Annotated in this window: 21 protein-coding genes; 9 read left to right on the top strand and 12 right to left on the bottom strand. The window is 71.3% G+C overall.

What is annotated here, in order from left to right:
* Positions 1-44 precede the first annotated feature (44 nt).
* On the top strand, positions 45-866 hold the full coding sequence (locus SOM19_RS06665) for a DUF1206 domain-containing protein (RefSeq protein WP_320485759.1): 822 nt from the start codon (positions 45-47) through the stop codon (positions 864-866).
* A 70-nt stretch (positions 867-936) separates the two neighbouring features.
* On the top strand, positions 937-1464 hold the full coding sequence (locus tag SOM19_RS06660) for a pyridoxamine 5'-phosphate oxidase family protein (protein WP_320485758.1): 528 nt from the start codon (positions 937-939) through the stop codon (positions 1462-1464).
* A 10-nt stretch (positions 1465-1474) separates the two neighbouring features.
* Here SOM19_RS06660 and SOM19_RS06655 read toward each other — a convergent pair whose 3' ends face one another.
* From SOM19_RS06655 to SOM19_RS06635, 5 genes are all read right to left on the bottom strand, one after another.
* Positions 1475-3538, bottom strand: a complete 2064-nt coding sequence (locus tag SOM19_RS06655) for a PhoX family protein (protein ID WP_320485757.1) — start codon at positions 3536-3538, stop codon at positions 1475-1477.
* 149 nt (positions 3539-3687) lie between these two features.
* A complete protein-coding gene (locus SOM19_RS06650; protein WP_320485756.1) occupies positions 3688-5484 on the bottom strand; it encodes a proline--tRNA ligase in 1797 nt (598 codons plus the stop codon).
* Between the two features lie 50 nt (positions 5485-5534).
* Positions 5535-6740 (bottom strand): hypothetical protein, encoded by a 1206-nt coding sequence (locus tag SOM19_RS06645; protein WP_320485755.1) that lies wholly within the window; start codon positions 6738-6740, stop codon positions 5535-5537.
* The gene (locus SOM19_RS06640) at positions 6731-7267 is read right to left on the bottom strand and encodes an RNA polymerase sigma factor (protein ID WP_320485754.1); all 537 of its coding nucleotides are present in this window, start codon (positions 7265-7267) and stop codon (positions 6731-6733) included. Before SOM19_RS06640 ends, SOM19_RS06645 begins: the two co-directional genes overlap by 10 nt.
* A 78-nt stretch (positions 7268-7345) precedes the next feature.
* Positions 7346-8533: a benzoate/H(+) symporter BenE family transporter gene (locus SOM19_RS06635; RefSeq protein WP_320485753.1), complete on the bottom strand. Its 1188-nt coding sequence runs from the start codon at positions 8531-8533 to the stop codon at positions 7346-7348.
* 194 nt (positions 8534-8727) lie between these two features.
* Between SOM19_RS06635 and pcp the strand changes: the two genes are divergently transcribed.
* The gene (gene pcp, locus SOM19_RS06630) at positions 8728-9369 is read left to right on the top strand and encodes a pyroglutamyl-peptidase I (protein ID WP_320485752.1); all 642 of its coding nucleotides are present in this window, start codon (positions 8728-8730) and stop codon (positions 9367-9369) included.
* Positions 9370-9415: 46 nt separating this feature from the next.
* Here the strand turns inward: pcp and ispG are convergent, their stop codons facing one another.
* Positions 9416-10567, bottom strand: a complete 1152-nt coding sequence (gene ispG / locus SOM19_RS06625) for a flavodoxin-dependent (E)-4-hydroxy-3-methylbut-2-enyl-diphosphate synthase (protein WP_320485751.1) — start codon at positions 10565-10567, stop codon at positions 9416-9418.
* Between the two features lie 81 nt (positions 10568-10648).
* Here ispG and SOM19_RS06620 point away from each other — a divergent pair, with 81 nt between their 5' ends.
* Positions 10649-11890, top strand: coding sequence for a low temperature requirement protein A (locus SOM19_RS06620; RefSeq protein ID WP_320485750.1), 1242 nt, complete (start codon positions 10649-10651; stop codon positions 11888-11890).
* Positions 11891-12059: 169 nt separating this feature from the next.
* Positions 12060-14000: an anthranilate synthase family protein gene (locus SOM19_RS06615; RefSeq protein WP_320485749.1), complete on the top strand. Its 1941-nt coding sequence runs from the start codon at positions 12060-12062 to the stop codon at positions 13998-14000.
* 9 nt (positions 14001-14009) lie between these two features.
* Here the strand turns inward: SOM19_RS06615 and SOM19_RS06610 are convergent, their stop codons facing one another.
* The 3 genes from SOM19_RS06610 to SOM19_RS06600 all read right to left on the bottom strand — a co-directional run bounded on the left by SOM19_RS06610 (position 14010) and on the right by SOM19_RS06600 (position 17054).
* Entirely contained in the window at positions 14010-15254 is a 1245-nt protein-coding gene (locus SOM19_RS06610) for an RNA polymerase sigma factor (RefSeq protein WP_320485748.1), read from the bottom strand.
* The gene (locus SOM19_RS06605; RefSeq protein WP_320485747.1) at positions 15251-15619 is read right to left on the bottom strand and encodes a YciI family protein; all 369 of its coding nucleotides are present in this window, start codon (positions 15617-15619) and stop codon (positions 15251-15253) included. Before SOM19_RS06605 ends, SOM19_RS06610 begins: the two co-directional genes overlap by 4 nt.
* 85 nt (positions 15620-15704) lie before the next feature.
* Positions 15705-17054, bottom strand: coding sequence for a M50 family metallopeptidase (locus SOM19_RS06600; protein WP_320485746.1), 1350 nt, complete (start codon positions 17052-17054; stop codon positions 15705-15707).
* Between the two features lie 82 nt (positions 17055-17136).
* On the opposite strand from SOM19_RS06600, the gene SOM19_RS06595 reads away from it, so the two are divergent.
* From SOM19_RS06595 to SOM19_RS06585, 3 genes are all read left to right on the top strand, one after another.
* Positions 17137-17721 carry a hypothetical protein gene (locus tag SOM19_RS06595; RefSeq protein ID WP_320485745.1) on the top strand — a complete coding sequence of 195 codons (585 nt, stop codon included), beginning with the start codon at positions 17137-17139 and terminating at the stop codon, positions 17719-17721.
* A gap of 106 nt (positions 17722-17827) precedes the next feature.
* Positions 17828-18547, top strand: coding sequence for a YcnI family copper-binding membrane protein (locus SOM19_RS06590; RefSeq protein WP_320485744.1), 720 nt, complete (start codon positions 17828-17830; stop codon positions 18545-18547).
* A 92-nt stretch (positions 18548-18639) separates the two neighbouring features.
* Complete coding sequence (locus SOM19_RS06585) at positions 18640-20301, top strand: Mur ligase family protein (protein ID WP_320485743.1); 1662 nt, start codon at positions 18640-18642, stop codon at positions 20299-20301.
* Between the two features lie 22 nt (positions 20302-20323).
* Here the strand turns inward: SOM19_RS06585 and dxr are convergent, their stop codons facing one another.
* Both dxr and SOM19_RS06575 read right to left on the bottom strand, forming a co-directional pair.
* A complete protein-coding gene (dxr, locus tag SOM19_RS06580) occupies positions 20324-21409 on the bottom strand; it encodes a 1-deoxy-D-xylulose-5-phosphate reductoisomerase (protein WP_320485742.1) in 1086 nt (361 codons plus the stop codon).
* Between the two features lie 28 nt (positions 21410-21437).
* The gene (locus SOM19_RS06575; RefSeq protein WP_320485741.1) at positions 21438-22385 is read right to left on the bottom strand and encodes an FKBP-type peptidyl-prolyl cis-trans isomerase; all 948 of its coding nucleotides are present in this window, start codon (positions 22383-22385) and stop codon (positions 21438-21440) included.
* A 193-nt stretch (positions 22386-22578) separates the two neighbouring features.
* Here SOM19_RS06575 and SOM19_RS06570 point away from each other — a divergent pair, with 193 nt between their 5' ends.
* Positions 22579-23295, top strand: a complete 717-nt coding sequence (locus tag SOM19_RS06570) for a lysophospholipid acyltransferase family protein (protein ID WP_320486681.1) — start codon at positions 22579-22581, stop codon at positions 23293-23295.
* Positions 23296-23317: 22 nt separating this feature from the next.
* Here the strand turns inward: SOM19_RS06570 and SOM19_RS06565 are convergent, their stop codons facing one another.
* Positions 23318-23791 (bottom strand): OsmC family protein, encoded by a 474-nt coding sequence (locus tag SOM19_RS06565; RefSeq protein WP_320485740.1) that lies wholly within the window; start codon positions 23789-23791, stop codon positions 23318-23320.
* Positions 23792-23810 lie beyond the last annotated feature (19 nt).

Genomic DNA, 23810 nt, shown 5'->3' with positions numbered 1-23810 from the left:
CAACCCCGCCTTTCCGGTGAGAGGCCCGTTCTAGGCTGGACGCCATGTCGGCCCCCCGTGCGAAGTCTGCCGCCCGCGAGGCCGAGGCCAGCACCGCTTTCGAGACGCTCGCGCGCGCCGGCTACGTCGCGAACGGGCTCGTCCACATCCTGGTGGGCGTCATCGTGCTGATCGTCGCGTTCGGGGGCAGCGGCGAGAGCGATCAGGCCGGCGCCCTCAAGGCCGTCGCCGGTGCACCGCTCGGCTTCGTCCTGCTGTGGCTGATCGCCGTGGCCCTGTGGGCTCTCGGACTCTGGCACGTCGCGGAGGGCATCCTCGCGCGCGATCGGACGGGGGACGTGAAGGGCGCCGCGAAGAAGTGGGGCCGGCGAACGGCCGAATGGGGGCAGGCCGCGATCTTCCTCGCGCTGGGCCTCGTCGCGGCGGCGGTCGCCCTGGGCGCGCGACCGGATGCGGAAGATGCGGCGGAGGCCGCGAGCGGGGGCCTGCTCCAGGTGGTGGGCGGTTCGATCCTGCTCGCGCTGATCGGCCTGGGGATCGGCATCGGCGGGATCTCCTTCATCGTCATGGGGTTCCGACGCAGCTTCCACGCCCGCATGGACATCCCCGAAGGCCCGGCCGGCCGCGGCCTTTCTGTGATGGGGGTCGTCGGGTTCATCGCGAAGGGCATCGCCCTCGTGATCATCGGCGTCCTCCTCCTCGTCTCCGCGATCGCGACGGATGCCCAGGCCGCCGGGGGCATCGACGGTGCCGTGAACGCCATGCTCCGGGTCGCGCTCGGGCCCCTCCTGGCCGCCGTCGTCGGCGCGGGGTTCATCGCGTACGGCGTGTTCACCGTGGCCCGCGCGCGCTACGCGCGGATGTGAGGGCGCGGGCGGCGACATCCGCGCTGTCAATCCCCTGTCGCACGCGCGCCCCGCGGAGGAGCGTCGAGGCATGACAGAGCCACAGAAGCAGGAGACCGAGCTCACGGGGCCCGAGGCGATCGCGCGCGTGAAGGAGCTCGTGGAGGACATCGACTTCACGATGCTCACCACGAAGGACCCCGCAGGCAACCTCGTGAGCCGCCCCATGAGCACCCGCCAGATGGACGACGCCGGCGATATCTGGTTCTTCACCCTCGACCAGACCAAGAAGGTCGCCGAGGCCGAGGCCGACCCGGAGCACGACGTCGGCCTGGCCTACATCGACCCCAAGGGCCACCGCTACGTGTCGGTCGCCGGACGTGCGACGGTCGTGCACGACCACGGCAAGATGAAAGAGCTCTACTCGTCCGATCTCGAGATCTGGTTCGAGGACGGTCTCGACACCCCGGGCATCGCGCTGCTGCGGGTCACCCCCGTCGAGTGCGAGTTCTGGGAGCCCCGCCACAGCAAGGTCGTCATGGCGGCCGGCATGCTCAAGGCGCTCGTCACCAAGGACACCCCGGACGACAACATGCGCCACGGGCGCGTCACCTGCTGACGCGCGGCATTCAGGTCCGGTAGACCTGGACCACCGAGGGTCGCGGGGCGTTCGGCACGTCGCCTGTCGCGGACGAGCCGAAGTCGGGGAACAGCGACGTGGGCGCCGCAACCGTGCCGCCCTCGCCGGGATGCTGCACCGCGACGAACACGAGGCCCTCCCGGTCGTGGATGACCGGGCCGCAGGTCTCGGCTTCGCGCGCGACGGACAGGAATTGCTGCACGTGGCCGCGCTCCGGACCGGTCAGCGGCACGAGGAAGAGCCCGTCGTTGTAGCCGATCGTGCTCGGCGCGCCGTCGGTCGAGATCCAGAGGTTGCCCTCGGAGTCGAATGCGACGTTGTCGGGGCAGGAGATGGGCGACACGAGGTCCTTCGGGAAGCCCGCGAAGTACGAGTTCGCGAACACCGCGGGGTCGCCGCACAGCAGCAGGATGCTCCAGCCGAAGGACGTGCCGGACTGCCCCGCCGTCTCGGTCATCTCGATGACGTGGCCGTAGCGGTTGCCGGTGATGGGGTTCGCCTCGTCGATCGCGGCCGCGGAGCGCGCCGAGTTGTTGGTCAGCGCGAGGTAGACCTTGCCCGTCTTCGGGTTCGGCTCGACGTCCTCGGGGCGATCCATCTTGGTGGCGCCGACGGCATCCGCCGCGAGCCGGGTGTAGACCAGCACCTGCTCGGTGGTGAAGCCCGGGACGACGCTCTTCCCCTTCTTCGTGAGCGGGATCCAGGTGCCGGTGCCGTCGAACAGCGCATCGGCCGGGAGCGCCCCGGTGCCGAGGATCTCGCTCACCGGCGAGTTCCCGGAGAACTTGGCGACGAACAGGTCGCCCTCGGACAGCAGCGTCAGGTTCTTCTTCCGCGACCCGGAGATCTTGTTCTTCGACACGAACTTGTACAGGTAGTCGTTGCGCTCGTCGTCGCCCATGTACGCGACCACCCGGCCGTCCTCGGCCACGATGACGTTCGCGCCCTCGTGCTTGAAGCGTCCCATCGCGGTGTGCTTGCGCGGCGTCGAGGTGGGATCCTGCGGGTCGATCTCGACGATGTACCCGAAGCGGTTCGGCTCGTTGACGAAGCCCGGGTCGTGGGCGTTGAAGCGCGGGTCGTACGTCTCCCAGCCGGTCGAGGTCGAAGTGGACGGCGTGGACTGGTACCGCTTCTGCTCGGGGGTGTCGGCGGCCCAGGCGAAGTAGCCGTTGAAGTTCTCCTCACCGGAGAGGATCGTGCCCCACGGCGTCGTGCCTCCCGCGCAGTTGCCGAGCGTGCCGTGGACCCACCGGCCCTCGGGGTCGGCGGCGGTCTTCACCAGGTCGCTCCCGGCGGCGGGACCGGTGAGCTCGAACACGGTCTCCACCGTGAGACGGCGGTTGCGACGGCCGCCGACGACGTAGGCCCACGGGGCTCCCGTGCGCTGGCGCGTGATGTCGACGACCGACATGCCCTGCGCGGCCTTGTAGATGTCACCGCGGCGGCGGAGCTCCGCAGGGTCCGAGGTCGGCGCGAACATGATGTTCGGGTTGACGTACTCGTGGTTGGTGACCAGCACGCCGGTCTTTCCGCTCGGGTCGGCGAGGATGTCGAGGTAGTCGCAGTTGTAGCCGAACTGGAGCGCCTGGGCCTCGGGCGTCTGGGCGCCCATGGCGAAGACCGGAGCGTCGCGGAAGAGCGGGTCGCCCCAGCGGATGATCGGCTCCCACGTGTAGCCCGCGGGCACGGTGAAGGCATCGACACTCGCGGGCACCGGCGCGATCGGCTCGAACGGGAGCCCCGCGCGGCCGGGGCGGCCGAAGGCGGCCCCCGCTCCTGCCGTCCCGGATGCCGCGGCCCCGGACACCGGCGCCGCTCCGCCCGCCCCGCTCAGCGCGATGGCAACCGCTCCGGCGGCGCCGAGGCCGAGCAGCGCCCGGCGCGACAGCGCGCCGTGAGCGATCTGCTGGAAGGTCTGGTTGGCCGAGGTGTTGCACTCGGGATCGGTGCAGGCGTTCGCGCACTTGAACTGGCAGGTCACCGCCAGGCGTTTGCCTCGAGCGTGCTCCGCGATGGGAAGCGACCGACGGTGGTTCTCGATGATGCTCACGATGTGCCCTCCTGGCGATGCGACTGCGCCAGCATCGTGGGAGGGCACGACCGCGCGGCGACGCGCGGGTGAACGGCAGGCGACGCGCGGATGAGAACGCCCTCATCCGCGGCGCCGGGCTGAGCCGCCGCCGGGGTCGGCGAGCGGGCTCAGGCCCGCAGTCGCGCGACCGCGTCCGCCACGGCGACGACCTCACGGTCGCCCGTGCGGCGGTCCCACAGCTCGACCTCGCCGGTGGCGGCGCCTCGGCCGACGATCACGATCTTCGGCACGCCGACGATCTCGGCGTCGCCGAACTTGACGCCGGGCGAGACCTTGGGGCGGTCGTCGTAGAGCACGTCGAAGCCGGCGGACTCGAGGTCGGTCGACAGCTGCTCGGCGACCTCGAACGCGACGGCATCCCTGCCCGCGGCGACGACGTGCACGTCGAACGGTGCGACGGATGCGGGCCAGACGAGGCCCTTGGCGTCGCTGTTCAGCTCGGCGATGTTGGCGAGGATGCGCGTCACGCCGATGCCGTACGAGCCCATCGTGACGGTGACGAGCTTGCCGTTCTCGTCGAGGACCTTCAGCCCCAGCGTCTCGGCGAAGAAGCGGCCGAGCTGGAAGACATGGCCGATCTCCATGCCGCGGGCGAGCTCGACGGGGCCAGAGCCGTCCGGAGCGGGATCGCCCGCCCGGACACTGGCGGCCTCGACATAGCCGTCGCCGAAGAAGTCGCGGCCCGCCACGAGCGAGTGCACGTGCTTCTGATCGATGTTCGCGCCGGTGATCCACGCGGTGCCGTCGACGACCCGCGGGTCGAGGAGGAAGCGGATGCCGGTCGCCGACTCCTCGCCGAGCACGGCGCCGGTCGGCGACCACGGGCCGATGTAGCCCTTCACGAGCAGCGGGTGACGCTCGAAGTCCTCCGGCGTCGCGGCCTCGACCGCGGCGGGGGCGAACGCCACCTCCACGCGCTTGTCGTCGATGTCGCGGTCCCCCGGCACACCGACGACCACGAGCTCGCGCGTGCCGTCGAGGTGGGTGAGGGCGAGCACGACGTTCTTGAGCGTGTGAGCGGCCGTCCAGGCGGCGGCGCCGTCGGTGGCCGGACCCGCGATGCCCGACGCCGGCGCGTCGAGATGCGCGTTCGCGTGGTCGACGAGCGTCTGGATCGTCGGGGTGTCGGGTGAGTCGAACACCACCGGCTCGGGCAGGCCGTCGATCTCGATCGCCTCGGGCGGCACGGTCACGAACGCCTCGACGTTGGCGGCGTACCCGCCGGCGGAGCGGACGAAGGTGTCCTCGCCGATCGCCGTCGGGTGCAGGAACTCCTCGCTGCGTGCGCCGCCCATGAGCCCGTTGTCGGCCGCCACGATGACGTACTCGAGGCCCAGACGATCGAAGATGCGCTCGTACGCGTCGCGCTGACGCTGGTACGAGGCATCCAGCCCCTCGTCGGTGTAGTCGAAGGAGTACGCGTCCTTCATCGTGAACTCGCGGCCCCGCAGGAGTCCGGCGCGGGGGCGTGCCTCATCGCGGTACTTGTCCTGGATCTGGTAGATCGCCAGCGGCAGATCCTTGTACGACGAGTACAGGTCCTTCACGAGGAGCGTGAACAGCTCCTCGTGGGTGGGGGCGAGCAGGTAGTCGGCGTCCTTGCGGTCCTTGAGCCGGAAGATGCCGTTGCCGTAGGTCTCCCACCGGCCGGACTGCTCGTAGGGATCGCGGGGCACCAGCGCCGGGAAGTGCACCTCGTACGCGCCCGCGTTCGTCATCTCGTCGCGGATGATCGCCTCGATCTTCGCCTTCACCTTCAGGCCCAGCGGCAGCCAGGCGAAGATGCCCGGCGCCTGGCGCCGGATGTAGCCGGCGCGCACCAGCCATCGATGCGACGCGACCTCGGCATCAGCCGGGTCTTCGCGGAGCGTGCGGAGGAAGAAGTGCGACAGACGGGTGACCACGAGGATCAAGTCTAGGGCGGGCGGAAGCCGCGGCCCCGCGCGGCATCCGCTCACATCTGCGCGAGCACCACCTCGGCGAGGGGAATGAGATCCTCCTCGGGGAACATCCCGTCGCCGTAGATGGCGAGCACGTTGACGCCGTCGTTCACGAGCAGCACTCCCCACGAACCCTCATAGCGGTCGTTCCCGGGGACGATGACGGCAGACACCGCCCCGTCGACGGTGACCGGCACCGCCTCCGGTCGAGCGAGCGCCGTGTCGAAGTCGATCGCTCCTCCCGCGAAGAAGCTGAGTTGGGGCTCCACCCCGCCGGGAGTCCCGTCCGCCCACGTGAAGTGGAAGAAGCACGTGGCCTGCACGCCGGCGATCCACGGAATGTCATACGGGTTGACGCCGACGTCGGCGTCCGTCGCCCTCGTGTGCTCGACGCGTGTGAACCCCAGGATCGCAGGATCGATGCGCTCCTCGAGGGCGGCGCAGTCGGGCATGGTCCACCACTGCGCAGATCGCGTCGCCGCCACCGGAGCGGGGTAGTCCTGCACGCGGGCCGCCACCTGTGCGTACAGCGCATCGATCGCTGCTGGTGTTCCGGTGCCGGACGCGCCCGTGGTGCGGACCACCAGCCATGTCCCGTCGACCTCGCCGGATGCCGCGCACTCCACCTTGCCCGCGTCCCACTCGACGGGCCGGCAGCCCGGAACGACGGCGTCCTTCACTGCCGACGTCACGACGTCCGCCGGGTAGGCGAAGACGCTCGCCTGCGCGCCCAGATACTCCTCGGACGACACCCACAGGCAGTCGATCCCGCCGAGAGCCGACTCTGCACCGGTCTGCCATCGATAGTCCGACAGCATCATCGGCATGCCGGCGACCGCGGCGATCTCCGCCTCGGTGGTCGCGTTCTCGCACTCGCCGCCGAAGGGGACGATCCCTTCCGCGGGCACGACCGGTGGTGCCGGCTCCGTCGCGGTCGGCCTCGGCGTCGGCGTCGCTGTCGGCGTCGCTGACGGGACAGGTGTGGGCGTCTCGGCGGTCTCGGTCGGTGTGGCGACAGGTGGCGCGGCCTCGTCGCCCAGCAGCGCCGCCGTCGTGATGGCTCCGCCCGTGATGCCGCCGACGAGCACCAGCGCGACGGCCCCGGCGATGACCTGCGCCCGCCGTGCGCCGGCGGGTCGGATCCGCTGAGACCCGGCGAGGACGACATCGCGCATCTCGCTGTGCTCCCTCTCGGAGAGCGGGTCGACGTTCAGGTCCATGATGCCTCCATCGTCGTCATCTCTTCGCGGAGCTTCGCCTTCGCTCGCGCCAGCCGGGACTTCACGGTGCCGATCGGGATGCCGAGGGTCTCGGCTGCGGCGCGCTCCGGGTAGCCCTCGAGCACCGTGAGCACGATCACGCTCTGCTCGCGGGCGGGCAGTCTCCTCAGCGCGGCGAGGACTCCCGTCTCATCGCCGGCGACGGTCTCGCGGCCTCCTGCCGCCGCCGGCGTGCGTGCGATGAGCGCGCGATAGCGCCGACCGGACCGCTCGAGGTTCCTGGCGGCGTTCGAGACGGTGTTGAGCAGCCAGGGCAAGGGCGAGCCGTCGACCAGCCGCACCGAGGCGCGCTTGCGCCACAGCTCGAAGAACGCGATCGTCACGGCGTCCTTCGCGTCCTCGCGCGCCGTGAGCAGGCGGCACGCATGACGGAACAGGCGCGCCTCATGACGATCGAAGAGGGCGCCGAGCGCGGCCTCGTCGCCCGCTCGCACCCGCTCCCACAGTTCGCCATCACGTTCGCTCATACCCTGTAGTGTCCGCGAACGGCCGAAAGGTTCCCACCCGCAGGCATAGATGTGAGCGGCTTCGGCCGTTCAGGCCGTTCAGGCCGTCCGGCGCCGGCCGGCGTGCAGCATCGTGCGCACGACCAGGCCGGCCACGAGAGCCCAGAACGCGGCGCTCACCCCGAGGATCGCCACACCCGAGGCGGCGACGAGGAACGTGACCACGGCCGGCATCCGCTCCCCCGGATCGTCGATCGCCTGCTGGACGGCGTTGCCGAACGCGCCGAACAGCGCGAGCCCCGCGACGGCGGGAATCACCGCCTCGGGAGCGAGCAGGACGAGGGCCGCGAAGGCGGCGGACGCGGCGCCCAGGACGAGGCTCGCCGCACCCGTGGACACTCCGGCCACCCAGCGTCGCTTCGGATCGGCGTCGGCGTCAGGCCCCGCGGCGAGCGCGGCGCTGATCGCGGCGAGATTGACCGCGTGTCCCCCGGCGGGGGCGCCGATGATCGTGCCGATGCCGGTGGCGAGCATCGCGGGGCGCCACGGCACCTCGTAACCGAAGCTGCGCATGATCGCGACGCCCGGCACGTTCTGAGAGGCCATCGTCACGATGTAGAGCGGCACCGCGAGACTCACCAGCGCACCGAGCGTGAGGGTGGGCATCGTCAGCTCCACCCGGGGCACCAGCAGAGCGGGATCGACGGATGCCCCTTCCTGCGCGAGCGAGACGCCCACCACAACCGCCGCCGCGACGAAGGCGAGGGGAACCGCCCAGCGGGGTGCGAGCCGGACGAAGACGAGCCACGTCAGCACGACCGGAATGACTCCCCACGGATTAGCGACGATGCCCGTGACCGGCGCGAGGCACAGCGGCAGCAGAACCCCGGCGAGCATCGCCTGCGCGATGGACGGCGGGATGCGGGCGATCAGGCGTCCGAGGTGCGGCCACAATCCGGTCAGCACGATCAGCCCGCCGACCACGAGGAACGCCCCGACGGCCGCGGGCCAGCCTCCCTCGACGGCTCCCGTGGCGGCGAGCAGCGCGGCACCGGGGGTCGACCAGGCGACGGTGATCGGCATCCGGTATCTCCAGGCGAGGATGAGCGAGCCGAGGCCCATCATCACGCACACGGTGAGCAGCCCGCTGGCCGCCTGCGCCGGCGTCGCGCCGACCGCGCGCAGACCCGTCAGCACGATCACGAAGGCGCTCGTGAAGCCGACCAGAGCGGTGACGATGCCTGCCGTGACGGGTCGGGAGAGCGGGTCCGGCTCGGGAGTGGTCACGCGCATCACGCTAACGGATGCCTCGACGGGCGCCCCGCCGGACCGGACCACCCGTCTGCCCGAATCAGGCGATCTGCCGGGATCAGGACGATCCGGGGGAAATCCTCCTGATACCGGCAGATCGCCTGACTCCGGCAGGCCTCGAACCGAGCCGCCCCCCGAACCGAGCCGGCCACGCCGCCTACGCTGGAGCGGTGACGACGATCCTCCTCACCGGGTTCGAGCCCTTCGGCGGCGACGCGGTCAATCCCTCCGGCGAGGCGGTGCGCCGGGTGGACGCCGGCTGGGACGGCCCGGAGACGCTCGTGACCGCGATCCTGCCCGTGACCTTCGACGGTGCCCGCGCCGAGCTCGGCCGCCTCATCGACGTGCACCGGCCCGAGCTGGTGATCGCGACCGGCCTGGCGGGAAACCGCGCGGCGATCTCGGTCGAGCGCGTCGCCGTGAACCTGCTCGACGCCCGCATCCCCGACAACGCGGGGGCGCAGCCTGTCGACGAGCCGAGCGTCGGCGACGGACCGGCCGCGTACTTCGCGTCGCTCCCGGTGAAGGCGATCGCCCGCGACATCGCGGCGGCCGGGATTCCGTCGGAGGTCTCCCACTGGGCCGGCACGTTCGTGTGCAATCACGCGTTCTACACGGCGCTGCACGCGACGTCGCGGAGCCGCGGCATCCGGGCGGGCTTCCTCCACGTCCCGTGGTCTGCCGAGCATGCGCCGTCAGCGGATGCCGCGACCCTGCCCCTCGCCGACATCGCCGAGGCCATCGGGATCGCCGTGCGCACGAGCCTGCGGACGACGACGGATGCCGCGATCAGCGCGGGCGCCATCTCCTGAGCCTCCGGCGCCGGCCGGCGCGGAGCCCCCCGGCGCCGAGCGGCGGTCAGGTCGTGACGACCTGCGCGGTGCCGAGCGGGGCGCCCGGACCCATCTCCTCGGCGAGGCGGTTCGCCTCTTCGATGAGCGTGGCGACGATCTCGGACTCGGGCACGGTCTTGATGACCTGTCCCTTCACGAAGATCTGGCCCTTGCCGTTGCCGGACGCGACGCCGAGGTCCGCCTCGCGCGCTTCGCCCGGCCCGTTGACGACGCAGCCCATGACGGCCACGCGCAGCGGCACGGTCATGTCCTTCAGCCCCTCGGTGACGTTGTCGGCGAGCGTGTAGACGTCGACCTGGGCGCGACCGCACGACGGGCACGAGACGATCTCGAGCTTGCGCTCGCGCAGGTTGAGCGACTGGAGGATCTGGTGGCCGACCTTGACCTCTTCGGCCGGGGGCGCGGAGAGCGAGACGCGGATCGTGTCGCCGATGCCCTCCGATAGCAGGATGCCGAAGGCCGTGGCGCTCTTGATGGTGCCTTGGAATGCCGGGCCGGCCTCGGTCACTCCGAGGTGCAGCGGCCAGTCGCCGCGTTCGGCGAGCTGGCGGTAGGCCTTGACCATGATGATCGGGTCGTTGTGCTTGACCGAGATCTTGAAGTCGTGGAAGTCGTGCTCCTCGAAGAGGGAGGCCTCCCACACCGCACTCTCCACGAGCGCCTCGGGAGTGGCTTTGCCGTACTTCTGCAGCAGGCGCTTGTCGAGCGATCCGGCGTTGACGCCGATGCGCAGCGAGATCCCGGCGGCCTTGGCGGCTGCGGCGATCTCGCCGACGTTGCCGTCGAACTCCCGGATGTTGCCGGGGTTCACCCGCACCGCTGCGCAACCGGCGTCGATCGCCTGGTAGATGTAGCGCGGCTGGAAGTGGATGTCGGCGATGACGGGGATCTGGCTCTTCTTGGCGATGATGTGCAGCACGTCGGCGTCATCCTGCGACGGAACGGCCACGCGCACGATCTCGCATCCGGATGCCGTGAGCTCGGCGATCTGCTGCAGAGTCGCGTTGATGTTGGTGGTGGGCGTCGTGCACATCGACTGGACGCTCACGGGGGCGTTCCCGCCGACGAGGACCTTGCCCACCTTGATCTGCCGGGTCTTGCGACGAGGGGCGAGGACTTCGGGGACCTTGGGCATCCCGAGATTCACTGCTGGCACGCCTTCAGCCTACGCGGCACCCGGAGGGCGGGGCTGGCCGTCGGCTGAACGGATCGCCCGGTCCGGTGTACTTTGTCGCCCATGACTCTCAGCCTGAGCCATCGACTCACGCGCATGACCGGCCGCGACCCGAAGGAGCGGCACCGCGCCTCGACGCCTCTTGAGCTGCTGTTCGACCTCACGTTCGTCGTGGCGTTCAGCCAGGTCGGCAGCCAGACGGCGCACCTGCTGGATCTCGGCCAGGTCGGCAGCGCGCTCATCGCGTTCGCCTTCACCACGTTCGCGGTGTCGTGGGCGTGGATCAACTACACCTGGCTCGCGTCGGCGTACGACACCGACGACATCTTCTTCCGCGTCGCCACGCTGATCGAGATGATCGGCGTGCTGATCCTGGCGCTCGGCGTGCCGCCCTTCTTCCACTCGATCGAGGAGGGCCACCATGTCGACAACGGCGTGATGGTCGCGGGGTACGTCGTGATGCGCGTCGCCGCCGTCGCGCTCTGGCTGCGCGCCGCGCGCCATGATCCGGCCCGCCGCAAGACCTGTCTCGCGTACGCGGTCAACATCTCCATCGCGCAGGTGGGGTGGATCGCGCTGATCTTCCTGAACCTGTCCCTGCCGGTCACCTTCTTCTTCACCACGCTGCTGACCCTCTTCGAGCTCGCCGGCCCGATCTTCGCCGAGCGGCGATTCACCCCCACGCCGTGGCATCCGCATCACGTGGCCGAGCGCTACGGCCTGCTCGTCATCATCACCCTGGGCGAAGTCATCCTCGGCACGATCCTCGCGATCTCGGCGGTGCTCGAGGTGGAGGGCTGGAGCGTCCAGGCCGCTCTCGTCGCCTTCGGCGGCACCACGCTCGCCTTCGCGCTGTGGTGGGTCTACTTCATCCTGCCGTCGGGGCCTGTGCTCGCCCGGCACCCCCGTCGCGGCTTCGTGTGGGGCTACGGGCACATGGTCATCTTCGGCTCGCTCGTCGGGGTGGGCGCAGGGCTCCACGTCGCGGCGAACGTGATCGCGCATCCGGACGGGCACGTCGGCGCGGAGTTCGCGCTGCTGACGGTCGCAGTGCCGGTGCTGGTGTTCGAGGTCGCCCTCTTCACGATCTACTCGCTCCTCGTGCGGGAGTTCGACCCGTTCCACCTCTGGCTGTTCCTCGGCGCGGTCGCGATGCTCGCGCTGAGCGTGCTGGCCGTCATGCTGGGCGCGACCATCGGCGTGGCGCTGCTCATCCTCGCGTGCTCGCCCATCGTCATCGTGGTCGGCTACGAAGCGGTGGGGCATCGTCATCAGGCCGCGGTGCTGGAGCGCGACGCGGCGTGAGCCGACACGCGTCGGATGCCGCGAACGGGCGTGTGGTAGGTTCGGCCCCATGTCCGCGCGTCTCACCTGGTGGCTCACCGCATAGGCGGTGGGTTCGCGCGACCCCAGACCGCCCTCGAGGGCGGTCTTTTTTCGTAAAGGCGACCGCCCCCACGACGAAAGATCCCTCATGACCGGGCACGTCCCCTCCCTTCGTGAACTGGCCGCGCGCGGCATCCCGTTCGCCCTCATCGCGCGTGACGGCGCGACCGTCGAGGTGCTGACCGGCGACGTCGTCGACGTCGGCCTGCTGGCAGACATCCCCCTCACGGATGCCGCGGGCACACCCCGCGAGGTGCTCGCACTGGTGCCCTTCCGGCAGGTGACCGAGCGCGGCTTCGTCTGCCACGACGACGGAGCGCCACTGCGCTGCCTCGTGGTGGGCGAGCGGGCGCTCATCCCCCGCGACGACGCCCTCGCCCAGCTGCCGGCTGAGCCGGTGCCGCTCTCGGATGCCGGGTTCGACATCCCCGACGAGGCATACGCCGACATCGTCCGCCGGGTGATCGCCGACGAGATCGGCCGCGGCGAGGGCGCCAACTTCGTCATCCGGCGCGATTTCACCGCCGGAGTGGACGTCGACCCGGCGATTGCTGCGCTGACCTGGTTCCGGGCGCTCCTCGAGTACGAGCGCGGGGCGTACTGGACGTTCGCGATCGTGACACCGGGCCACATCGCCGTGGGCGCGAGTCCCGAAGCGCACGTCAGCGCACAGGACGGCGTCGTCACCATGAACCCCATCTCCGGCACCTTCCGCCACCCTGCGGGCGGCGCCACCGCCGAGACGCTCACCGAGTTCCTCGAGTCGACCAAGGAGACCGAGGAGCTCTTCATGGTCGTCGACGAGGAGCTCAAGATGATGAGCGCCGTCTGCTCCGACGGTGGCCGGATCACCGGGCCGCACCTCAAGGAGATGTCCCGGCTGACCCACACCGAGTACGTGCTGCGCGGTCGCAGCCGCCTGGATCCGCGCGACATCCTGCGCGAGACGATGTTCGCCCCGACCGTGACGGGCTCCCCCATGCAGAACGCCTGCACGGTCATCGCGCGCCACGAGACGACGCCCCGCGGGTACTACTCCGGTGTCGCCGCACTCTTCACCCCCCGCGCCGACCCCGCCGCCGGCGACCCCAGCCATGACCTCGACGCGCCGATCCTGATCCGCACCGCGTACCTCCAGGACGGCCGGCTGCGCGTTCCGGTCGGTGCCACGCTGGTACGCCACTCCGATCCCTACGGCGAGGTCGGCGAGACCCACGGCAAGGCGGCGGGCGTGCTCGGCGCGATCGGCGCGATCGCCCTCGACGCGCCGGCGGTGCTGCCGCCGCCCGTCGTCGACGAGGATGCCGTCGTGGACGAGGACGCCCCGGCCGCCGAGCCCCGGCGGCTCGCCGAGGACCCCGCCATCGCCGCGCTGCTCGGCTCGCGCAACGCCCGGCTCGCGTCGTTCTGGCTGAACCCGCAGGGCCCGGACGGGGCAGGACCCTTCGCCGGCCGCAGCGCGCTGGTGGTCGACGCCGAGGACCGCTTCACCACCATGCTCGCGCACCAGTTGCGCCACCTCGGGCTCGACGTCGAGATCGCGCCGTGGAACGAGGTGACCGACGACCGGATCGATGCGGCCGAGCTGGTCGTCTCCGGTCCCGGACCCGGTGACCCCCGCGACCCCTCGAGCCCGCGCATGCGGCGCATGCAGGAGGTCGTCGCGCGACGCCGGTCTGCGGGCCGGCCGCTGCTCGCGGTCTGCCTGAGCCACCAGATCCTCGCGGACTCCCTCGGGATCGAGCTGGCCCCGCTCGCCGCCCCGCACCAGGGACTGCAGAAGACGGTGGACCTGTTCGGGATGCCGGCATCCATCGGCTTCTACAACACCTTCACCGCGCGCGTCCCAGCGGGTACCGCACGGGTCGGCGACACCGAGGTCGCGGCGGATGCCGAAGGCGCCGTGTACGGGCTCCGCGGCCCGGGCTATGCCTCGGTGCAGGGCCATCTGGAGTCGATCCTGTCGCGCGACGGCATGACCACGCTGGAGCGCCTCGTCTCCCACGCCCTGACGCCGACCGGCGCCTGAGCCGGGCGCTCAGCGCTCGACGCGAGCGGCGATGAGCCTCCGCTCGGCCTCGTTCGCGGTCAGCTCGAGCGCGCGCAGGTCGGCGGCGAGCGCGTCGTCGTCGCGGCCGAGATCGCGCAGCACCGAGGCGCGCACGGCGTGCCAGAGGTGCGACCGCGCCAGCGCGTCCTCGAGCGCGTCGACCTCGGCGAGCGCGGGCTCCGGGCCTTCGATGCGGGCCAGGGCGACCGCCCGGTTGAGCCGCACCACCGGCGACGCGTCGTACGCCAGCAGCATGTCGTACAGCGTGAGCACCTGCAGCCAGTCCGTCGACGCCGCGTCCGCGGCATCCGCGTGGCAGGCCGCGATCGCCGCGTGCAACTGCCACCGGCCCGGACGCCGCAGCCGCGCGGCCCGGTCGAGCGTGGACCGGCCCTCAGCGAGGAACGGGGCATCCCATCGCGTGCGGTCCTGGTCGGCGAGCAGCACGAGCTCGCCGTCCACGGCACGGGCGGACTCGCGCGCACGGTGGAACAGCAGCAGCGCCAGCAGGCCCAGTGCCTCCGGCTCGCGCGGCAGAGCATCCGCGACCACGCGTGCGAGCCACAGCGCGTCGTCGGCGAGGTCGCGATCGGCGGCCGCATCGCGTCCCGCCACGAGGTGCGCCTCGCTGTACATGACCGACACGATCGTCAGCACGATGTCGAGTCGCGGCGCGCGCTCGGCGCCCTCCGGGATGCGCAGGGGGATCCCGGCCGTTCCGATCTTCCGTTTGGCCCGCACGATCCGCTGGCCGACCGCGGTCTCGGCGCTGAAGGTCGCGCGGGCGATCTGCGCCGTGGTGAGACCGCACACCGCCCGCAGGGTGAGCGCGAGCTGGGCGTCGTGCGACAGCGCCGGGTGACAGCATCCGAACAGCAGCGGCAGGCGGTCGTCGAGCTCGGTGCCGGCGGGCGGACCGGGAGGCGCGGCGGCGATCAGCGCGAGCTTGTCGCGATACGTCCGGTCCCGCCGGAGCCGGTCCAGCGCGTCATGGCGGGCCGCCTGCATGAGCCACGCTCCGGGCCTCGGCGGGACGCCGTGCGCGCGCCACTGCACGAGCGCCGCCTCGACGGCCCCCGCGACGGCCTCCTCGGCGACGTCGAGGCTCCCGGTCCAGCGGGCGAGGGCCCCCACCACGCGGCCGGACTCCTCGCGGACGGTGCGGGCGAGCCGCAGATCGGATGCCGCGTCCCCGGCGGGATCGCGCGACGACGCGGCATCCGATGGAATCACTGCTCGAACTGGCTGTAGTCGGTAACCATCGGGCGGACTTCCACCGAGGTGCCCTCGAGCTCGAGCATGGGCCACGACTGCGCGAGCGCGAGCGCGGCGTCGAGGTCGGGCACGTCGATGACGCTGAACCCGCCGATGACCTCCTTGGCCTCCGAGAAGGGCCCGTCGACGACGACAGGTCCGTTCGGGGAGGACTTCACGCTCGTCGCCGTGTCGGCGGGCATCAGCTCGGCGCCGGAGTCCTCGATCGCGGCGTCGTGCTCCTGGTACCACTCGAAGATCCGCCCGTAGATCTCCTGCAGGCGCTCCGGGGGCACCGCGGCGTCGAGCTCGGGGGTCGAGGTGAACATGATGACGTACTTCACGGTGGTCGTCCTTTCGTCATGGGAACCGTTTCACCCCCACAGCGATCGGACAAGGCCGATTTCGACACACGCGCCGAGATTTTCCCTACGGCCCGAAGAGCGACACCGGATTGACGAGGTCGGCGAGGATCAGCACGCCGCCCATGACGATGAGCGCGATGACCACCACGAACGTCACCGGCACGAGCTTGGTGGCATCGACAGGCTTCGGCGGCGGGCGGTGGAACACCTTCGCCCACGTCCGCTTGATGCCGTCCCACAGCGCGACCGCGATGTGCCCGCCGTCGAGCGGCAGCAGCGGGACGAGGTTGAAGACGAACAGCGCGATGTTCAGGGCGGCGAGCAGCTCGAGGAACCCTGCGACACGGTTGAGGACGGGCGCATCGGCAGCCGCCACCTCGCCGGAGAGGCGGCCGGCGCCGACGATGCTGAGCGGGCCGTTGGGGTCGCGCTCCCCGCCGGTGACGAGGGTGACGCCCGTCTCCCACACCTTGACCGGCAGCTGCCAGATGATCCCCGCGACGGCGCCGACGCGCTCGATCGCGACCTGCGGACCGGCCCAGAGTGGCTCGCGCAGATAGGCGACTTCCTGGCGGATGCCGGCGATGCCGACCTCCTCCGTCTGCGGCGTGCCATCGGCATCGAGCACGGGGTCGCCCTGCGCGTCGGTCACCGGCTGCTCGACGGCGACCGGCGTCAGTGTGAGGGTCTCGGTGGCGCCGTCCCGCTCCACGGTCACGGTGATGCTCTCGCCCGGGGAGGCCTGGATGAGCGCGGCCGCCTCGGCGAACGTCGAGATCGCGGTGCCGTCGACGTCGACGATGACGTCGCCGGGCCGGATGCCGGCAGCGGCGGCGGGAGCCGCGGGATCGGATGCCTCGCACGCGGTGCGGTCGGCGTCGGCAGGGATGATGCACTCGCTGACGGTCGACACGGTGGTCGTCGCGCTCTGCACGCCGATGCCCGACAGCAGGATGGCGAACAGCACGATGGCGAACAGCAGGTTCATGACCGGCCCGCCGAGCATGATCACGACGCGCTTCCACACCGGGAGCTTGTAGAAGACGCGGTCGTCGTCCTCGGTGAGGAGGGTCTCGTCGTTCGCGGCACGGGCGTCCTGCACCATGGTCGCGAAGAATCCTCCGCCCGCACGCCCGGATCGCTGGCCGGATGCCACCGCGGCGAGCTCCTTGGGCGAGGGCGGGTACATGCCCGCCATGGAGATGTAGCCGCCGAGCGGGATCGCCTTGATCCCGTACTGCGTCTCGCCGCGCCGGCGGGACCACAGCGTCGGTCCGAAGCCGATCATGTACTGCCCGACGCGCACGCCGAACTTCTTGGCCGGCCACAGGTGGCCCAGTTCGTGCAGCGCGATCGAGACGGCGAGGCCCACCACCATGAGCACGACACCGATGACGAACGCGAGAGCTTCCACACCCACACGGTACCCGCGTCGGGCTTTGAGTTGGCCGTGACCCCGGCCACCGACCCCCTAGGCTCGAGGATCAGGAGGACCCGTGACCCCACGCCACGTCCGCACCCTGCGAGGTGCCGCGGCCGCATGGATCGCCACGGTCGTCGCTGCGACCTCCCATACGCTCGCCGGCGGGGGCGCTCCCGCGCCGTTGCTCGTGGCCGTCCTCGGCATCCTCGCGTCGCCCCTCGCGATCGCGCTCATCGGCCGGCGGCTGTCGGCCTGGCGCGTCGGCGCCACCGTCCTCGCGAGCCAGGTGCTCTTCCACCTCTCGTTCGCGGTGACCGCCGGCGTGGATCCGGCCGCCGCGGTCGGGCACGTCCACCACCCCTCGCTCCCCGGCGCCACGGCCGTCTCCGGGGGCCTTCTCCCCGACGGGCCGATGCTCGTCGGCCACGTCGTCGCGGCGGCGGCGACCGTGCTCGCCCTGTACTTCGGCGAGCGGATGCTGCGTGCCCTGGGCCGGGGCATCCGCTCGCTCTTCCATCGGGTCGGCGGCATCGCCCTGGCTCCCGCCGTCCTGCTGCGCGCCCGAGCCGACACGCTGCTCGCGCTCGTGCCGCGCGGCGTCGTTCTCTCGGACGCGTCACGCCGCGGACCTCCTTCTCTCGTCCACGCGATCTCCTGATCGCGGCAACCCGCCGGCACGCGTCCTCCTGACGCGAGCCGCTGACATCTGCACCCGCGACGCGACCGGGCTCGGCCCTCGCGCGCACCCTGACGAAAGAACCCTGATGAACGCTTCCTCCGTGACCCCTGCCCGCTCCCTCCGCCCCGTGCGCCGCCTCGTCCTCGGCGCGGCCGCCGGCGTCGCCCTCGCGGTCGGCGTCCCGCTCGCCGCGTCGGCGCACGTCCACGTCGACCCCGGCACCGCCTCGGCGGGTGCCACCGAGACGCTCACCTTCGCGTCGTCGCACGGCTGCGACGGCTCTCCCACGACCGCCTTCGTGATCGACATCCCGGAGGGGGTGGGCAACGCCGTGCCGATCGTTCAGGGAGGCTGGACGGTCACCCGCGAACTGAGCTCTGACGGGGTGCCGACCCAGGTCACGTTCACGAGCGACACCCCCGTCGAGGACGGCCTGAAGGCGACGTTCGCCATGGACGTCCTGTTCGACGAGGCCGCCGCCGACACCTCGGTCGCGTTCCCGGTGACGCAGGTGTGCGTCGACGGCGAGACCGCGTGGACGGAGATCGCCGATGAGGGTCAGGACCCGCACGACCTCGACGCACCGGCCCCGGTCGTCGAGGTCGGAGCGGTCGCGGCCGAGGACGACGGCCACGGCGAGGCTGCCGCCGCCGGCGGAGACGCGCACGCCGGCGACGAGCACGCGGATGCCGCGTCGGCCACCTCGGCCGACCCCGTGGCGCGCTGGCTCGCCGCGGGCGGTCTGGCGGCGGGCATCGTAGCCCTCGTGATCGTGCTCGTCCGCGGGCGCGCCCGGAGGAACTAGCGGAACCGGGAGGGCGGCGCCGTGCCGCCCTCCCGATTTCCCCTGTGGACGGCGTGAGGTTCTCGGGGCCCGGATGAGAGGATGGATGCGCCATGCCGACCGACGCGCCTTCGAACCTTCCTCCCGTCCTGCGACCGGACGCGCCGCCCGTCCACACCCTCGACGACCTCGCGGCGCGCTTCGCCCTCGACGTGCGCGGCGACGTGGCCGGTGTGACCCTGGCGGGCATCACCCTGGCGACCGCCGATCTGCGCCCCGGCGACGTCTTCGTCGCGGTCGAAGGCGTCAACCGCCACGGCGCCGAGTTCTCCGCGACCGCCGCCGAGAAGGGCGCGGTGGCGATCGTCACCGACGCCGCCGGCGCCGACCTCGCCGAGGCCAGCGGTCTGCCCGTCGTCCTCGTGGACGACCCGCGCGGGCTCCTCGGCGATCTGTCGGCGTGGGTCTACCGCACCGGCCGCGACGACAGCCTGCCCCTCCTCTTCGGCACCACCGGCACCAACGGCAAGACGAGCGTCTCGCACCTGCTCGAGGGCATCCTCGGTCAGCTGGGCGCCACCACCGGCCTCTCTTCCACCGCGGAGCGGCACATCGCGGGCCAGGTCGTCGTATCGCGCCTCACCACGCCCGAGGCGTACGAGATGCATGCGCTCCTCGCTCTCATGCGCGAACGGGGCGTCGAGGCGGTGGCCGTCGAGGTCAGCGCTCAGGCTCTCAGCCGCCGCCGGGTCGACGGCATCGTCTTCGACGTCGCCGGCTTCACCAACCTGACCCACGACCACCTCGACGACTACGCCGACATGCGCGAGTACTTCGAGGCCAAGCTCCCGCTGTTCCTCCCCGACCGGTCGCGCCGCGCTGTCGTCTGCATCGACTCGGCGCAGGGCGCGGAGGTGGTGGCCCGCAGCGGTGTCCCGACCGTCACCGTCGGCACGCCAGACCTCGCTTCCGACGCGGATGCCGCGGCCGCCGCCGACTGGGTCGTCGAGATCCTCGACGAGCGCCAGGCCGGCACCGAGTTCCGCCTGACCGCGCGGGACGGGCGGAGCCTCACCACGCTCGTGCCGGTCATCGGACGCCACATGGCCGCCAACGCCGGCCTCGCGATCGTCATGATCCTCGAGGGAGGCTACCCCTGGGCGCGGCTCGTCGCCGCCCTCGACGGCGAGCGCATCGACGCCTATCTCCCGGGGCGCACCGAGCTCGTCTCCGGCGACCGCGGACCCGCCGTTTACGTCGACTTCGGACACTCCCCCGACGCCTTCGAGAAGACGCTCGCCGCCGTGCGACGCGTCACCCCCGGCACGGTGGTCATGCTCTTCGGAGCCGACGGCGACCGCGACGCCACCAAGCGCCACGACATGGGACGCACCGCCGTGTTGGGCAGCGACATCCTGATCCTCACCGACCACCACCCCCGCCACGAGAACCCCGACTTGATCCGCGCGACGCTTCTCGAGGGAGCGCGTCGCGCGCGGCCGGATGCCGACATCCGCGAGTTCTCGCCGCCCGAGCGGGCGATCATCGAGGCGGTCGCACTCGTCGGAGAGGGCGATGCCATCCTCTGGGCGGGCCCGGGGCACCAGGACTACCGCGACATCCGCGGCGTCCGCACTCCGTATTCCGCCCGGGAGCTCGCCCGCCGCGCTCTCCGCGAGGCCGGGTGGCCGGTGCCCGAGCCGCACTGGCCGGTGCCGTACCCGGAGGACGAGACGCCGGCGTCCGACCCGGAGCGCCCCGTCTACCCGGAGTGACGCCCTTAACGCCGATCAGACCTCAGGGGGACGCGGCGATGGCCCGATCGGCGGTGTCCCGCGCCCACTGCTCGGCCTCGCCGAGCGTCTCCCGGGTGAGCGCCCCCGGGGCTTCGTGCTGCTCCACGACCCGCTCGATGACCTCGAGGATCTGCAGGAAGGTCAGGCGCCCCTCGTGGAACGCGTCGACCGCCTGCTCGTTCGCGGCGTTGAAGACCGCCGGATAGGTGCCGGCCGCGCGCCCGACGCGCTTGGCGAGCCGCACGGCCGGGAACGCGTCCTCGTCGAGCGGCTCGAAGGTCCATGACGACGCGACGGTCCAGTCCAGGGGCCGCCCGACGCCGGCCACCCGATTCGGCCAGTCCAGTCCGAGCGAGATGGGAAGGCGCATGTCGGGCGGTGACGCCTGGGCGATGGTGGACCCGTCCGAGAACTCGACCATGGAGTGCACGATCGACTGCGGATGCACCACCACGTCGATGTCGGCATAGGGCACGCCGAACAGGAGGTGCGCCTCGATCACCTCGAGTCCCTTGTTGACGAGTGTCGCCGAGTTCGTCGTGACGACGCGACCCATGTCCCAGGTGGGATGGGCGAGAGCCTCGGCCGGCGTGACGGTGGCGAGGGACTCGCGGCTGCGCCCGCGGAACGGCCCGCCGGACGCCGTCAGCACGAGGCGGCGCACTTCCGCACGCGAACCCGCGCGCAGGGCCTGCGCGATCGCCGAGTGCTCCGAGTCGACCGGCACGATCTGGCCGGGCGCGGCGATGGCGGTGACGAGGTCACCGCCCACGATCAGGGACTCCTTGTTCGCCAGCGCCAGGGTGCGACCGGCCTCGAGAGCCGCCAGCGTCGGCCCCAGACCCACCGAGCCCGTGATGCCGTTGAGCACGACATCGGCATCGACATCCCGCACCAGCTGCTCGGCCTCGACCGCCCCGAGTGCGATGCTCTCCACGCCGAACTCGTCGGCCTGCGCCTGCAGCGCCGCGCGGTTCGACCCGGCGGACAGCCCCACAACCTCGAATCGACCGGGATGGGCCCTCACGACGTCGAGCGCCTGGGTGCCGATCGATCCGGTCGATCCGAGAATGAGGACGCGTCGCATCAGTCCAGACTAGCGACGCGCGTGGAGGCTATTCGGTGGGCTTTGCGGCCTCGATGATCTCGACGACGAAGACCAGCGTCTCGCCGGCGAGCTCGTGCGAGCTGCTCCCCGCGTCGCCGTAGCCGCAGGCCGGGGGCATCGAGACGACGACCGTCGAGCCGACGGTCTGACCCTCCAGCGCCCGCTGGAATCCGGTGACGACGCCGGTGGTGGAGAAGGTGGCCGGCTGGCCGCTCGTGTAGCTCGAGTCGAACTCGGTGCCGTCGCTCCACTTGACGCCCGTGTAGTTCACGGTGACGCTGTCGCCGGGCTCGACCACGGCGCCGTCACCCTCTTCGAGGACCTCGAGCTGGACCTCGTCCGGCGCGTCGGCATCGGGGATCGTCACGGTGGGGACCCCTTCACCGTCGAACTCGACGGACGGGAAGTCCGCGCCGGGCTCGGCCACGGCGCACCACTCGGCGGCGGGGGTGACATCGAGCATGTCGATGACGTAGACCTGTGCGCCGTTGCCCGAGTCGGGCACGGTCATGACGACGCGCGAGCCCTCGGTCGCGCAGCCGAAGAACGTGTCGGCGCCCGAGCCCAGGGTGATGGGCATCGCGGGCAGTCCGGTGCCGCCGAAGCCGCCCTCCTGGACGGACTCGCCCGTCGTGGCGTCGAACACCGCGAGCGCATACGACACGTAGTCGCCGTCGCTGATCGCCGGCCCGTCGCCCTCGACGACGACGGCACGCTCGGCGCTCTCGATCGTCAGCGGGGCGGTGAACTCGGCGGTCGCGGACTCGCCGACCTCGCCCTCGACGGTGACCGACTCGACGACCTCGCCGGTAGGTGCCGCCACCGCGCAGAGATCTCCGCCGGCGGTCTCGGTCGCGGTGGGATCGGCCTCGGGGGTGGCCGAGCCCGCGCAGCCCACGAGGACGAGTGCCGACAGTGCGGCGACGGACAGGGCGGCGAGCGGGCGAATGCGCACGGTGAACCTCGAGTCGAAAGAAAGGGGAACCTCCATCCTTCCCTATCAATCCTTTGTCTGCGCTGAGAAACAGGCCATGCCGATCGGGGAATGGAAACCGGAGTACCCTCGACGGGTGACTTCCGACCATGCTCCCGGCGCGGACGACGCGACCGCCGACGCACCTCAGGAGCCGGAATCGCCCGTGACCCGCATGGGGGCGACGTACTTCCTCGGTCGCTTCGTGCTCACTCCGCTCGCGCGCGTTCTGTACCGTCCCCATCTGGAAGGACGATCCCTCGTCCCCAAGAGCGGACCGGTGATCTTCGCCAGCAACCACCTGTCGTTCCTCGACTCCATCGCGATCCCGGTGGCCGCGCCGCGGCCCGTGCACTTCCTCGCGAAGGCGAGCTACTTCGACGGCGAGGGGTTCAAGGGCTGGGCGTCGCGCGAGTTCTTCACCGCGATCGGAGCCATCCCGGTCAAGCGCGGAGCGGGTCAGGCAGCGCTGGACGCCCTCGACCAGCAGAAGCAGCTTCTCGAGCAGGGCAAGGCGGTCGCGCTGTACCCCGAGGGCACGCGCTCGCTCGACGGACGTCTGTACAAGGGGCGCACCGGCGTGGCATTCCTCGCCCTGCAGACCGGCGCACCGGTCGTCCCGGTCGGACTGATCGGCACCGACGACGTCATGCCGGTGGGCGCCACCCTGCCCTCGCTCAGGCACCGCATCACGGTGAAGTTCGGCGAGCCGCTCGATCTGTCGCACCACGGTCCCGCGACCTCCGGGCGGGCCCGTCGTCTGGCGACCGACGACATCATGGCTGCCATCCACGCCCTCTCGGGCCAGGAGCTCGCCAACGCCTACAACGAGTCTCCTGCCCACAACCCGATCGAGCGCATCAAGCAGGTGCTGCCGCACGAGCGGCGCTGACGCCCTCGCCTCGAACCGCCCGTCAGTCGGCGACGAGGATCGTGGGCTCGTGGCGCACGGGGAAGTTCACCGAGTTCGCGATGAAGCACCAGGCGTTCGCCTGCGCGTGCGCGGCGGTCGCGGCATCCGTCATCGACGCGTCGGCCACGGTCACCCGGGGCCGCAGCACCACCTCGCGGAACGCGCCGCCTCCGCGTCCGTCCTCGACCATGAGCCCCGACGCCTCGTCGGAGTAGTCGACGACGATCACCCCGGCCTGCACGCACGCGTGCAGATACGACAGCAGGTGGCACTCGCTCAGCGAGGCGAGCAGCAGGTCCTCGGGGTTCCACCGCGACGGATCGCCGCGGAAGGGCTTGTCGGCCGAGGCCAGCAGCGTCGGCTTGCCCTCGATCTCGAGGCTCACGTCGCGGGCGTAGTCCCGGTACCCGGACGTGCCGCTGCCGCGGTCACCGGTCCACGTCGTCCGGACGGAATAGCGGTGCTCTCCCCACATGTGCACAGTCTGTCACGGG

Source organism: Microbacterium sp. CFBP9034 (genome assembly GCF_034045255.1).
Classification (GTDB): Bacteria; Actinomycetota; Actinomycetes; order Actinomycetales; family Microbacteriaceae; genus Microbacterium.
This window is presented reverse-complemented; position numbering and strand designations above follow the sequence as displayed.

What these genes read in the sequence shown, in the direction of transcription:
- SOM19_RS06665 (WP_320485759.1), top strand. Translation starts at nt 45, where the DNA reads ATGTCGGCCCCCCGTGCGAAGTCTGCCGCCCGCGAGGCCGAGGCCAGC.
- SOM19_RS06660 (WP_320485758.1), top strand. Translation starts at nt 937, where the DNA reads ATGACAGAGCCACAGAAGCAGGAGACCGAGCTCACGGGGCCCGAGGCG.
- SOM19_RS06645 (WP_320485755.1), bottom strand. Translation starts at nt 6,740, where the DNA reads ATGGACCTGAACGTCGACCCGCTCTCCGAGAGGGAGCACAGCGAGATG.
- SOM19_RS06640 (WP_320485754.1), bottom strand. Translation starts at nt 7,267, where the DNA reads ATGAGCGAACGTGATGGCGAACTGTGGGAGCGGGTGCGAGCGGGCGAC.
- SOM19_RS06620 (WP_320485750.1), top strand. Translation starts at nt 10,649, where the DNA reads ATGACTCTCAGCCTGAGCCATCGACTCACGCGCATGACCGGCCGCGAC.
- SOM19_RS06615 (WP_320485749.1), top strand. Translation starts at nt 12,060, where the DNA reads ATGACCGGGCACGTCCCCTCCCTTCGTGAACTGGCCGCGCGCGGCATC.
- SOM19_RS06590 (WP_320485744.1), top strand. Translation starts at nt 17,828, where the DNA reads ATGAACGCTTCCTCCGTGACCCCTGCCCGCTCCCTCCGCCCCGTGCGC.
- SOM19_RS06585 (WP_320485743.1), top strand. Translation starts at nt 18,640, where the DNA reads ATGCCGACCGACGCGCCTTCGAACCTTCCTCCCGTCCTGCGACCGGAC.
- dxr (WP_320485742.1), bottom strand. Translation starts at nt 21,409, where the DNA reads ATGCGACGCGTCCTCATTCTCGGATCGACCGGATCGATCGGCACCCAG.
- SOM19_RS06570 (WP_320486681.1), top strand. Translation starts at nt 22,579, where the DNA reads ATGGGGGCGACGTACTTCCTCGGTCGCTTCGTGCTCACTCCGCTCGCG.
- SOM19_RS06565 (WP_320485740.1), bottom strand. Translation starts at nt 23,791, where the DNA reads ATGTGGGGAGAGCACCGCTATTCCGTCCGGACGACGTGGACCGGTGAC.